Below are 12772 nucleotides of genomic sequence, written 5' to 3' on the forward strand. Positions count from 1 at the left end.
TGTTTTTTTGTAAAACAAAAGAGCACTCTTGATAAAAAAATCTTTATTCTATATCAATTGAAATACTTTGATATAGAATAAAAACAATTTACCTCGAGATACTCTTTTATTTTATGCATATATTTAAGGATATACACTTTTTATGCGTTAATAATAATGTGTATTCCTAAAACAACGAAAGCCCTGCCTCTCTTTCATCTTTACGGTTCCTAGACCGCGCCAGTGTGAATATAGGATTATCATATAGAACGGCAAAAAAACATTTCTGAAATTAATTAAATGGAAGGATTAATCCGCGATTAGAGAAGAATATAGAATGTGTTTTTGAAGATAGGTTGAAGTGTAAATCTAAATTTAGTAATTGTTCCGCGTTATAAAATGAAAAACTTACACGATTTTCTACATATTTCCGTTCAAGCCTCAAATACATACAATTTGCATCATATCTTATTATTAACAAATAGTCAAATGGAATTTTGATTTTGATTTTTGTTCTTTATGTATACTCCTCAAAAAAATAAAATCACTTTTTCTACTTATTAATCAGTATAAAAGTGATTTTTTCTTACCTAAACTATCGATTGCTTCTCTCTTCATAATAACGAAAGCAGATGATGCAAAGAAACAGAAACGCAATGCCTATTGAAAATCCGCCTAATACATCTGTTGGATAATGAACACCTAAATAAATTCTGCTTATCCCAATACACAAAATAATAAAGGCCAAAATTAATACGGCTGCTAATTTCATGTTCGTTGTTTTTACTAAATGAATAATAATATATGCTAAGCTGCCGTAAAATAATAAAGATCCCATCGAGTGACCACTTGGAAAGCTGTAGCTTTGTTCCACTACAAGAGGCAAAATATCAGGACGTTCCCGTTTAAAGTACCATTTTAATCCTTTATTTAATAGCGCTCCAATTCCAGATGTGCCTACCAAAAAAATAGCCAGTGCCCATTTTTTCCTCCAGCATAATATACCAGTAAGCAGCACAATAAAAAAAGTGATCCCTTTTATCGAACCAAAAAAACTGATGACGATCATAATTGTAGTAAAGCTTTCTGTAACATACGATTGAATAATTGCAATTATCCGATGGTCAAAATCAATTACTTCATTGCTTGTAACACCTTTTGCGATAAGAATAAAAATGCGACTGCAAACCAACGCGACTAATAAAAAAAATAGGACGTAATTTATTATTAGTCTTTTTCCTTTATTCATAGATAACCTCCCAAAATATATTGTTGTTCTTAAATGGCAAAACAAACGTTTTTATTTACGATAATAATATTTATTTGAAATAAAATACAAAAAAGCTCCGTGGAAATCCGGTACTTCCACGGATTTGTTGAATCTTATTACGCCTCTTTCACCGCTTTTTTTCTTGTTCTTTTTTTCTTTTCTACTGTTTTGGCTGGTTTCGTCTTGTCAATAGATGCTTGAAGTGCTGCCATCAAATCCATTACATTCGTCGTTTCCACTTTTTCTTTACTAGTAACTATTTCTTTGCCTGTTTTTTTGCTTTCAATCAGCTGTAATAATGCCGAACGATATTCATCGGTGTATTTACTTGGATCAAATGTAGTCGTTAATTGATCGATTAAAAGAATAGCCGTTTCTAGTTCTTTTTTAACAATTTGCCCTTCTGCAGGGACATTTGGCACATCCTCTGCCTTTCTAACTTCATCAGGAAAATGGATAGTCTCCATGACAAGCGTATTTTCATAAACACGGATTACCGCAAGCTGCTCTTTCGAACGAATGATAATTTTTGCAACCCCAACTTTTCCTGATTCTAATAATGCTTGTCTTAATAAAGCATATGCTTTATTACCACCATCTCCTGAAGATATATAGTAACATTTTTCATAATAGATTGGGTCGATTTCTTCCAAATTCACAAAGTCAATAATTTCAACCGCTTTATCCTCGTTTTCTTTCCGAAGTTTTTCTAACTCCTCATCATCCAAAATGATATATTTCCCTTTTGCGTATTCATATGCTTTCACAATCTCCTCAGGAGCGACTTCTTTTTGACAAGCAGAGCATTTTTTTTCGTATTTAATCGGTGCATGACAGTCTTTATGAAGAGTTCTTAATTTTATATCTTTATCTTCTGTTGCTGTATGCAATTTAATAGGAATCGTAACAAGCCCAAAGCTAATATTTCCTTTCCACATTGTATGCATGATATTATCTCCTATCTGTTTTCTAGCTATTTTTAAAGTGGCTTTTCTGTCATGGTTTCATTCAATTAATAATTGGTAATGCATGAAATATAAAGGAGAGAGAAACGATAAGCAAAAGAGAAGGTTTAAAGAAGGAATGAAAAAGATGATTTACTCTGCTAACTTTATTATTGTCAGCTATGATAAAAAAGAAGATTTATTTATTGTCGCTGTTTGTAAAAAAGAAAAAGTAGTTAAAGTTGGTTCCTTTCATAAAGGTATCAAGGATACAGAGAAAAATGCAGTATTAAAAATAATGGAAAATAATAAAATAAAATCCGATTCTCGTTCTTTAACGGTGAAACCTGGTATTTGTGTGGATTTAACATTTAGTGCTTTTCAAAATGGTCAGTTAGTAAATGCTTTTTTTAAACAATTTTTGCTTCCTTTTAATTGGAAGGATTGTACATATGAACAATTGACCCAAATTCTCAAACCAAAAAAAGTGGAAATAACGAACCCTGATAAATTATTGTTTCCGAAAAAAAATACAACGAAACAAGACTATATAAATTACTTAGAAACAATCGCACCCTATTTGCTTCCTTATTTAAAAGATCGATTATTAACGCTGATTCGCTTTCCACATGGGCTTTTTGGCGAATCTTTTTATCAGAAGCAATGCCCAGATTATGCTCCTGCTTTTATTGAAACATGGAAAAAGGATTCGATTGATTATATTGTTTGCAACAATATCGAAACCATAACTTGGCTAGGCAACCAGCTAGCATTTGAATTTCATATTCCCTTTGAGACGATTTACTCAGAAGGAAAACCTTCAGAAATAGTTTTTGATCTCGATCCACCTTCTAAAGAGTATTTTTCGTTGGCAATTGTTGCTGCTAAGCAATTAAAAATAATTTTAGACAACTTGCATTTGCTTTCCTTTCTAAAAATATCAGGAAACAAAGGGATTCAAGTATATATTCCGCTGCAGGAAAAAAACTTTACCTATGAGGAAACGAGAAGATTTACAGAATTTGTAGCTCACTATATGGTTTCCGCTGAACCTGATTTATTTACAATAGAACGGCTTAAAAAAAATCGCGGCAATCGGCTGTATATTGATTATATTCAGCATAGTGCAGGAAAAACGATTATTGCACCGTACTCGCTAAGAGGAAATGAAGATGGCAGTGTTGCCTGCCCTATTTATTGGGAAGAATTAACCGAACAATTAACACCAAATACATTTACGATGGAGTTTGTATTATCACGATTAAACAACAATGAAAATCCATTTGCAGATTATTTTGATGCAAAAAATAAACAGCCTTTTCAAAAGGTATTAGATTTTATAAAGTAACCCTTCCTTATTATCCCTAACGGAGAGCAAACAAAAGCCTGTTATTCCATGTGAAGCTTAGCAAAGAATAACAGGCTTTTTCGTTACTAATAATAATAAATATACTTTGTATGTTTTTGCATTTTGTTGATGTTTACTTATATTTATCAAATACTTTTCAAACGATGGACTTAAACAATACAATCATTCTTTAATAATACTCCATTCATTTTAATTTGATTCTGAAAGTGGAATTCTGTACAGCTTATCGTCATTCTCCCGAGGAGTACCACGCCCGTCTGTATTATTGCTAATGAAATAAAGGGAGTTATCTTCAATTAGCACATCCCGAATTCTGCCAAGCCCAGTTATTACTTCTCGATGTTTACCTGTATCAAGGTCAAATTCTAAAACTGCAGATCCTCTAAGTGCTGCAACGTACAATTTGCCATCATAATAGTCCATGCCAGATGGTGCCCAAGTGGCTTCATCTCCTGAAGTGAATAGCGGTGAAACCATTCCTTCTTGTTCCTCATAGCCTTCAATAATTGGCCAGCCATAATTTTGACCGGCTTCTATTTTGTTGACCTCATCATTCGCATCGTTGCCGTGGTCACTTGCATATAGAGTACCATTAGAGGACCAGGCAATTCCTTGAGGATTTCGGTGTCCATAACTATACATGTAGGAATTTGGATATGGATTATCACTTGGTATAGATCCATCCAGATTCATTCTTAAAATTTTTCCACCTAATGACTGTAGATCTTGTGCTATATCCGATTCAGTTGCATCTCCAGTTGTTGCATAAAGTTTTCCATCAGATCCAATTTTAAGCCTCCCTCCATGATGGACGGGACCACTTGGGATTTTATCGAGAAGCAAACTCTCTTCTCTCCAAACGTTATCTTCCAAACGGAGTGTTATTATACGATTAAATTGTCCGGAGCTGTCTTCATATGTATAATAAGCATATGCTAAATTCGATTCCGGAAAGTCGGGAGCGAGCACAAACCCTAATAACCCTGCCTCTGCAGCTGTCGCAAGTTCTTTCTCGAGTTCAACGCCTTGCCGTTCTATTTCTCCCTTTTCTATTTTTACGATGTTTCCTGGTCTCTCTGTCAAATAGAATGTATCTTCAAGTTTTTCAATAGACCAAGGAACCTCAAGGTTTTCCGCAATCACTTCTTGTTCTCTAATAGACACGACTGCCTCTTCAGATTCTTCATTTTTCTGCTCATTTGAAGAGTTTTGCTGTTCATTTACAGAACAACCAGCAATTAGAAATATTGCAAACATAGATACGACTAAGACTCTTTTCAACTCCAATCACCTCTATCATTTTAGAATTAATTTTTTCTCGAGCTACGAAATTAACGCCATCCTCTTGTAAAGACTTGGTCACCTTGTTAAAAGACCCTGTTTTTTAGTCGGAGAGCGTCCAGTAACTAATAATTTGTGTGGTTTTCCAACTTATTTTTCCCACCATAAAGTAATAGGAATGGATAACTCTCCATTTAATGGAACAGTTTCACCAATTTTAGGAGCGAATAAATTCACACCTTTTTTCTTTGCCTCTATTAATGCTCGTTCTATAGGTTCTGTCCAACTATGATACGCAAGGGTAAATGCTCCCCAATGAATTAACATCATATTCTTCCCTTTTACATCTAAATGAGCCTGTACAGATTCTTCTGGTTTCATATGGACCCAAGACCATCGTCTATCATATTGACCGCCTTCAATTAAAGCGATATCAAAAGGTCCATATTTTTCACCGATTTCCTTAAAATGTGCATCATAACCTCCATCTCCGCTCGTATAAAAACGGGTATGTTTTCCAAGAATAACCCAACCACCCCATAGAGTCGTATCTCGATTAAAAAGACCTCTACCAGAGAAGTGTTTGGATGGAGTCAATGCAACGGTTAAACCTTGGAACTTGGTTTCATCCCACCAATTAAGTTCTGTAATTTTTTCTTTTGCAACTCCCCAACGGATCAAGTGAGCACTTACACCGTAAGGAACGAAAAAATGCCCTACCTTGTCCTTCAGCTTTCGTATGGATGGATAATCCAAATGATCGTAATGATCATGGGTAATAAAGACAGCATCAATAGGCGGCATTTCATCAATAATATCCAACATATCTTCACTGTAGCGTTTGCTTCCTGCAAAAGAAACTGGAGAAGCAATTGGACCTAGCATAGGGTCTACGAGTATCTTTTTATTATCAATACTAAGTAAAAAAGCAGAATGCCCAAACCAAGTTAAACTATCTTCTTCACTTTTAATTTTGTTCCAATCAATCTCGGAAACAGGAATTTGGCCGGCAGGATTTCGATCTTTACTCCCTGAAATAGATTCCTTAAACATGGAGAAGTAATCAGATGCACTCAAGTCCATCTTTGTTGGCACTTGATTAACAAATTTCCCGTTAACATAATTATCAAACTTCTCATATTTCTCTTTTTGTTCATTACTTGGGTTTCCTCCGAATACTGGATGTAAGTTTAAATACAATAAAATGACAGTACATAATACAACTAAAAAAACGAATAAATAAATCATTATTTTTTTCATAATTCCTTCCCTTTTTTTGCTATTTATTTAATTTTCTTTCGAAAACATTTCTTTTGCAACTATAATGCCTTCAACCAGCATTAAAAGAAATAAACAAACTACATTTAATAAAAACACATCAACATAAAGGTAAAACAGCCCTTGTTTTTATTAATCAAACGAGGGCTGTTTATGTCTACTAAAAACAACATTTGCGATCTAAAAAAGTCATTTTTTAATGTACAAAAAATCGACTTTTTTAGGTTTAAATTCGCTTAGCATAAAAAATATCCGAAATGTTGGCGTTACTCCTTTTAAGTACGACTAGATAACAGGATAATACTGTTCATACCGTGGATTACAATAATATGGGGGTCTAGGTCCTATTTTGGGCATTTGATAAATATAAGGGTTGGAATCATATAGCACCTCCACTTTTTCATCAGAATGAGCTACTAACAATAACTTTACTTCAGGATTATAATATTGTATAGAAATAACCTCCTTGAAACGATTCTTTTATACTCACCTTATTCAATTTTCTATGGTATTGAGCCCGTACCAGCAATAATGGTTATACATCTAGGCAGTTAAATAATACCCTGCACTTTATTAGCCTATATTACATAAAGTAACTGGAAAATGGTTATTTAGGGGAGGACAACTATGTCACAAGATGACTACAAAAATCATAAAAGCGGAAATGAAAAAGGTTATCCAATGTATCCTAATTATGGAAAAATAACACGCTACGAAGATGTTCCGATCACTGTTCCAGAACAACGTCAGTTTCGCCAGCCAGGTGTAGAAAAGTTAATGGTTCCAAGACCAATTATTGAAAATCCGAATTATAAAGGAAGCGGAAAATTAGCAGGCAAGGTTGCACTTATCACTGGTGGTGATAGCGGAATGGGTGCAGCAGCAGCCATCGCTTTTGCTAAAGAAGGTGCGGATGTTACCATTGCTTATCTAGATGAGCATGAAGATGCGAATCGTACGAAGACAAGAATTGAAGAACTCGGACAACGCTGTTTATTATTGCCAGGAGACTTAAGAGAAAAACAGCAGTGCATCGACATCGTGGAAAAAACTATCCAAACATTTGGGCAGCTAGACGTTCTTTGTAACCATGTTGGTATCCAGTTTCAGCAATTGAGCTTACTTGACATTACTGATGAGCAGTTCGATGATACTTTTAAGGTGAACATCTACTCTCATTTCTACACCACTCGTGCAGCACTTCCATACTTAAAAGCTGGAGGCTCCATAATTAATACTTCCTCTGTTGTAACATATGTTGGATATGAGCAATTGATTGATTATACAGCTACTAAAGGAGCTAATATTGGTTTTACACGTGCATTAGCGAATAATTTAGTAGATAAGGGCATCCGGGTAAACGCCATTGCTCCTGGCAGGATATGGACTCCCCTCATCCCAGCAAGCTTCTCTGCAGACGAAGTTACACTAGTGGATAATCCAATGCAGCGTCAAGGTCAGCCTTTTGAAGTTGCCCCTACCTTTGTATACCTCGCGTCCGATGATTCACGTTTTGTGACCGGGCAAACGCTTCATGTTAATGGAGGGCAATGGATGTCATCTTAACTAATACACACAAAGCCCTTAGATTAATTCCCCCTCAAACTTAATGGTATTGAAGTGTTAATTTGGTCCTTAATGGCTACCAATGTTGTTTGTTTAATATCCGGATTTTAATTAGACAAAGTATAAATAACAATCTCTTAATAAGGGGCTTTCAGAAGTCGATTTTTCAACTTCTGAAAGCCCCTTTTCATATTCGAGAATGTTGCTATATCACCATCTTAAATTTTAAATTTTATTGATTTTGTCCTATTTCTGACAGCCCATTTCACTTGGATACACGTTTTTGCCTATGCAAAAACACCTCCGATTTCAGTATTTATTACAATGTACCATTTTGGAAGGTGCTTTATTGTGCATCATTATTTAAAATTAGCCCATCAACTCTCTGAAGAATACACAGCATAAATCCCCCCATGCTTTCAAAAAGCAGAGTATGAGGGCTGCTATGGACCTTCATTCGAGATCTCAATTGAAACAAAGCTCATCCATTTGACTTAGTTATCAATATTCTTATGGAACCAGACAGAGGACATTGCCGAAACCTCGAGGTTATCAACCACAGCTTCTCCCCCTGTGGAGAACAGCTGAATACCATCACTGGTAGCGCTAGGGAAAATCTGGTCGGTTATGGCTACTCGGCCGCCATCGGCGAAAATTTCCACTGAGGACCAGTCCACATAGATCTGCAGTGATACCTTGCCATCGCGGACGGGTACCGCTACGCGTTTCACACTAGGAAAAGATGAGTTAAAATTGACTTGTCCCGATTGTGTTCTGTCAAGGTAGAGTTGTTCACCTGCAACATCGTACCCGATCACAGTTCGTTCACCATTTCCGGTTCGGACATTCACCCCAAAGCTTTTGGCCGTGTTAGGCTTGAACGTGACATCCAAGCGGTATGCTTTGCCCGAGGCTTTAGAGCCGAGATTGGTTTCGCCCTCAGCAAGAGTTGCGTGTCTAAGCTTGTATTTCGCCTCTCGTGCCAAATGCGCAGCAGATTGTATAGGTGACTGAACGATCTGAGGCGTACCGTCAATGGTTTGTAGCTTCAGTTCTCGTGGAAGAGACTGCACCCCCCGCCAAGGCGAAGTTGGGATATCATTAGCATAGTTCCAATTGTTCATCCATCCAATCATAATCCGCCGATCTTTTGGTGCATCATTGTAGGTAACCGCCGCATAAAAGTCCTGTCCATGGTCAATCCAACGAGCCCGCTGTAGAGCGTTGGTGGCAGGAGCAGCGGCCAGGGTGAACTGGTCAGCCAGTACGTGTCCCCATCCCCCTGTGTTTCGGTCAACTATTTGAATCTGAGCCTGTTTCCCCTGCAGATCGCGCAAATCCCAGGACGTCCAGTCTAACGCAGCGCTGTCGTTTCCAGTTGCGGTACGCACAACCTGACCGTTCACCAAAAGATTTACAGCGGTTTCCATAGCCCATGGTTTAGCCTTCACATCGGAAAAGACGATGTTATCGATCATGAGATGACCCCAACCGGTGCTTCCATCGTTTTGATCAATGATCTGTAATGTCGCCTGCTTACCGCGATACTTCGAAACATCGAAGACCGACCAGTCCAAATTTGCACTATTATTACCGGTAGCGCTGGCAACAACATTGCCATCGATAACAAGGTTGAGAACCGTAGGATGACCCGTTGAGGCAGGATGATCTCCTCCGGCAATAAGGAAATTAATGAAATCAGAGCCAATGATGAACGTCGGGGACGTCACGGTACCTTCTGCTCTATCACAACTGGCGGTTTGACACGTGTCCAAAACCTGATTTCCCAACTGACCACTCAAATTTTCCCTGGTCGGTACGATTCCAGCGAAATCACCAGTCCCAGTCCAGCTGAACAGGCTGGATTCTTCAAAGTCTTCCAAGACCTGTCCGGGAGGCGGGGCGGTCGAAGCACCATCTACATAAGGATGGTTACCGCCTGCAATAAGAAAATTTAGATAATTTTGATTGATCGTAAATTCCGGCGATATTAGGCTTCCTACCTCGCTGTCGCTGCCATGGAAGCTATCTACAAACCCGTGTCCGAGGTATCCTATCGGACCAAGATCGTCCTTGACTGGACCTGTGCCGAAAGCCGTTCCTGTTGTCGTCCATAAACCGTAGTCTGGACCCTCAAAATCGTTGAGAATGGTACCGGTTGGCGGAGTATACACCGGTTCATCATCAGTGAATCTGGTTCCGTTGAAGTTCCCGATAAAATACTCGGCTTTTCCAGCGACATTGACCGTCATTACCCATTTCATGTTGTTTTTGTTGCCGTCCAATGCCATGGGAAATAGGTCTGGGCACTCCCAGACAGAGCTAGTGACTCCCGCAGGACCGAACTCGCTAAGCAATGACCAGCTTTTTAAGTTCGGTGAGGAGTAAATAGCCACCTTATGCTGATCCGACAAGGCTACTACCATTCGCCAGCTTTTTGTCGGTTCGTACCAAAAGACTTTGGGATCTCGAAAATTGTGAGATCCGATGTCAAGCACCGGATTTCCGGCGTACTTCGTCCACGTGGTACCGCCGTCGGTGCTGTAGGACAAGGCTTGCTGCTGAAGTCCACTATCCTTCACAGCACGAGTATAAACGGCGACCAGCGGAGGATTCTCGGATGTTCCTAGCCCGCTTGAATTGGTCTTATCAAATACAACACCACCCGACCAAACTTCCTCATTGGCATCTACTGGAATAGCAACAGGAAGTTCCCTCCAATGCATAAGATCCTTGCTCACAGCATGACCCCACGAAGCATGCCCTCCCGTCATCCCATACTTGTTATATTGATAGAACAGGTGATATTCGCCTTTATAATAAATTAATCCATTAGGATCATTCATCCAGTTTTTGGCCGGCGAATAGTGAAACTGAGGCCGATAGGATTCCTGATAGGTGTCCTGATCTCCCGGGACGTGCCCGGAACCTGTGGATATTCCAACAGCGTACGTTCCGAATGGATAACCAACCGTTAGGCCGGTCAGAGCAGCCAATCCGACTGCCGCCCTAAGCAGGTGACGCTTACGGGACGACATTTTTAAAGATATCAATGTTTTAAATGAAACCACGATAGCACCTCCAAACATGTGATAAAAAGCGTTAATTGATACTTTCTTTCGTACATTCAGTAGATTTTATTTGGGATTGTTCCTCCAGTTGACACTGGTAATATTTGTAATTTTATACAGCGTCCATGTAACCAATAACGACAACTCTAAAGACAATAAACCAGATGAAATGTTATATCAAACACATTTTGTTTAGTTTGAACATTCACTTTTCTAACATAATATTTAACTCTCGAAACAATGCTTGGGATATGAATATGAGTCTACTTGAACAAAGGTTATCTACCATATATGCAGAAACTGCGTTATACAATGTCCCTCCAAATATATCCACTAAAAAAGGAATCCCTCTTTATCTTCAGGTATGTCCTTTGGCATCTGTTTAGATTTTCTTGAAGTGTTTGTTTGTCTTTTCCTATTAAGAAAGGCACTGTCATCAGGTTGACTTCGCCAAATCCCATTCCTGCAGATCCTTTTAATACTGCATCAACCCCCCCATAGTCACTATTAGTCACTGAAATCATATGTGTTGCTCCCCTCTTTTAATGTCTTGCACTAATTAACAATGCAAGTTACATGCCACAAAAGAGTATTAAGCGCTTTCATTATTTTTTAACTCTTTGTTTTTATGTTTTAATACACATTTATCTGAAAATTTTTTCTTTTAATACGCATTTATCTGAAAACTGTTATTCACTGTTATTCTTTGATACACATTTATCTATAAAAGCAAACCTGTATTAAAAAACGTATCCTTTTAATAAAGGTTTACTTTTGACTCCTTCGTTTTGTAAACGACCAATGGGTTTCACTACCAACCGTGGGACTTTTCTTCACTTAATGAATCAACAAGCAAATCAAAACTCTTAAAAAATACTCTGAAAAATCCATTTATAATATCTGTATCCTAAGACCCTAATATTTTTCATATATTATGTTCAAACTATGGAAAAAATAGAGGTGAATTTATGAATTTAGAGCCTATCATTCCATTTGAGCCAGTAAGTACAGACCAAATTCCAGAAGGTGACCAATGGATTGCCCAAGTTAAGTGGGATGGCGTCCGGATACTTACATACTATGATGGAAATACTGTACGCTTATTCAACAGAAAATTAAATGAACGTAGTTTTCATTACCCAGAAATATCGAGCATTAAGACTTTTTGTAAGTCGCAATCAGTTATTTTGGATGGGGAAGTTATTGCATTGGGGGAAGACAGAAAGCCTTCTTTTCACGAGGTAATGCGCCGGGACGGAATTCGAAGGTTAGAACGAGTTAATGAATTGAAAGAACAAGTACCTATTTCATATATGATTTTTGATGTTATTTATTGTAATAATGAGTGGAAAAATAAACTTCCTTTGAAAGACAGGGTTTCTTTACTTGAGCAAATAATTGTCCCGAATGAGCATATCCAAGTTGTGCCTTCTTATCCTGATGGTGATGCTTTATTTGAAGCTATAAAACAGCAAGATATGGAAGGAATAATCGTAAAAAACCTTGACAGCCAGTATCTTATCAATGGTAAAGATAGCCGATGGAAAAAAGTGAAGAATTATAAAGATTTAATAGCAGTCGTAGGCGGTGTAACTTTACGGAGTGGCATTGTAAATTCTCTTTTGCTTGGCTTATACGATAAAAAAGGAGCATTTTTATACATTGGACATGTTGGGACTGGAAAATTAAAAAAGTCAGAATGGAGAGAATTGACTGAAAAAATAAAACCAATTTTAGTTAACCAACGTCCATTTATTAATAAACCTGAAAGGTTAAAAGATGCAATATGGATCAAACCTCAAATTACAGTGAAGGTTCAATTTATGGAATGGACCAAAGGACATACACTTAGGCAGCCGTCTATACAAGCTTTTGTTGATACTCCACAAGACAAATGTACTCTTACATAAGTGGAAAGTTAATATTTTACAGTTTATAACAGGAGATTTCATCCCTTCTCCAACAGGATTTAGTAAGTTTTTAAAAAACTTACTAAATCCATATGAAGTTTATA

9 protein-coding genes are annotated in these 12772 nt (G+C 37.5%); 3 read left to right on the forward strand and 6 right to left on the reverse strand.

Features of this window, described 5'->3' with window-relative positions; genetic code table 11:
• Nucleotides 1-574 precede the first annotated feature (574 nt).
• Complete coding sequence (locus tag ACTXGU_RS01980; RefSeq protein WP_443479820.1) at nucleotides 575-1228, reverse strand: phosphatase PAP2 family protein; 654 nt, start codon at nucleotides 1226-1228, stop codon at nucleotides 575-577.
• 137 nt (nucleotides 1229-1365) lie between these two features.
• Nucleotides 1366-2196 carry a non-homologous end joining protein Ku gene (gene ku, locus ACTXGU_RS01985; RefSeq protein ID WP_443479821.1) on the reverse strand — a complete coding sequence of 277 codons (831 nt, stop codon included), beginning with the start codon at nucleotides 2194-2196 and terminating at the stop codon, nucleotides 1366-1368.
• Nucleotides 2197-2332: 136 nt separating this feature from the next.
• On the opposite strand from ku, the gene ligD reads away from it, so the two are divergent.
• Nucleotides 2333-3541 carry a DNA ligase D gene (gene ligD / locus ACTXGU_RS01990; RefSeq protein ID WP_443479822.1) on the forward strand — a complete coding sequence of 403 codons (1209 nt, stop codon included), beginning with the start codon at nucleotides 2333-2335 and terminating at the stop codon, nucleotides 3539-3541.
• A gap of 210 nt (nucleotides 3542-3751) precedes the next feature.
• On the opposite strand, the gene ACTXGU_RS01995 is transcribed toward ligD, so the two are convergent.
• Both ACTXGU_RS01995 and ACTXGU_RS02000 read right to left on the reverse strand, forming a co-directional pair.
• On the reverse strand, nucleotides 3752-4819 hold the full coding sequence (locus tag ACTXGU_RS01995) for a PQQ-dependent sugar dehydrogenase (protein WP_443480159.1): 1068 nt from the start codon (nucleotides 4817-4819) through the stop codon (nucleotides 3752-3754).
• 174 nt (nucleotides 4820-4993) lie between these two features.
• Entirely contained in the window at nucleotides 4994-6091 is a 1098-nt protein-coding gene (locus ACTXGU_RS02000) for an MBL fold metallo-hydrolase (protein WP_443480160.1), read from the reverse strand.
• A gap of 657 nt (nucleotides 6092-6748) precedes the next feature.
• On the opposite strand from ACTXGU_RS02000, the gene ACTXGU_RS02005 reads away from it, so the two are divergent.
• Entirely contained in the window at nucleotides 6749-7687 is a 939-nt protein-coding gene (locus ACTXGU_RS02005; RefSeq protein WP_443479823.1) for an SDR family oxidoreductase, read from the forward strand.
• A gap of 494 nt (nucleotides 7688-8181) precedes the next feature.
• On the opposite strand, the gene ACTXGU_RS02010 is transcribed toward ACTXGU_RS02005, so the two are convergent.
• Together ACTXGU_RS02010 and ACTXGU_RS02015 are read right to left on the reverse strand one after the other, a co-directional pair.
• A complete protein-coding gene (locus ACTXGU_RS02010) occupies nucleotides 8182-10758 on the reverse strand; it encodes a GH32 C-terminal domain-containing protein (RefSeq protein ID WP_443479824.1) in 2577 nt (858 codons plus the stop codon).
• Between the two features lie 305 nt (nucleotides 10759-11063).
• Nucleotides 11064-11282: a hypothetical protein gene (locus tag ACTXGU_RS02015; protein WP_443479825.1), complete on the reverse strand. Its 219-nt coding sequence runs from the start codon at nucleotides 11280-11282 to the stop codon at nucleotides 11064-11066.
• 444 nt (nucleotides 11283-11726) lie between these two features.
• Between ACTXGU_RS02015 and ACTXGU_RS02020 the strand changes: the two genes are divergently transcribed.
• Complete coding sequence (locus ACTXGU_RS02020; protein WP_443479826.1) at nucleotides 11727-12668, forward strand: ATP-dependent DNA ligase; 942 nt, start codon at nucleotides 11727-11729, stop codon at nucleotides 12666-12668.
• Nucleotides 12669-12772: the final 104 nt, after the last annotated feature.

The organism is Niallia sp. 01092, from assembly GCF_052318935.1.
In the GTDB taxonomy this organism is placed as follows: Bacteria; Bacillota; Bacilli; order Bacillales; family Cytobacillaceae; genus Niallia.

Coding starts and splice junctions, on each gene's coding strand:
- ku (WP_443479821.1), bottom strand. CDS start 2,196: ATGCATACAATGTGGAAAGGAAATATTAGCTTTGGGCTTGTTACGATT.
- ACTXGU_RS02015 (WP_443479825.1), bottom strand. CDS start 11,282: ATGATTTCAGTGACTAATAGTGACTATGGGGGGGTTGATGCAGTATTA.
- ACTXGU_RS02005 (WP_443479823.1), top strand. CDS start 6,749: ATGTCACAAGATGACTACAAAAATCATAAAAGCGGAAATGAAAAAGGT.
- ligD (WP_443479822.1), top strand. CDS start 2,333: ATGAAAAAGATGATTTACTCTGCTAACTTTATTATTGTCAGCTATGAT.
- ACTXGU_RS02000 (WP_443480160.1), bottom strand. CDS start 6,091: ATGATTTATTTATTCGTTTTTTTAGTTGTATTATGTACTGTCATTTTA.
- ACTXGU_RS01995 (WP_443480159.1), bottom strand. CDS start 4,819: ATGTTTGCAATATTTCTAATTGCTGGTTGTTCTGTAAATGAACAGCAA.
- ACTXGU_RS02020 (WP_443479826.1), top strand. CDS start 11,727: ATGAATTTAGAGCCTATCATTCCATTTGAGCCAGTAAGTACAGACCAA.
- ACTXGU_RS01980 (WP_443479820.1), bottom strand. CDS start 1,228: ATGAATAAAGGAAAAAGACTAATAATAAATTACGTCCTATTTTTTTTA.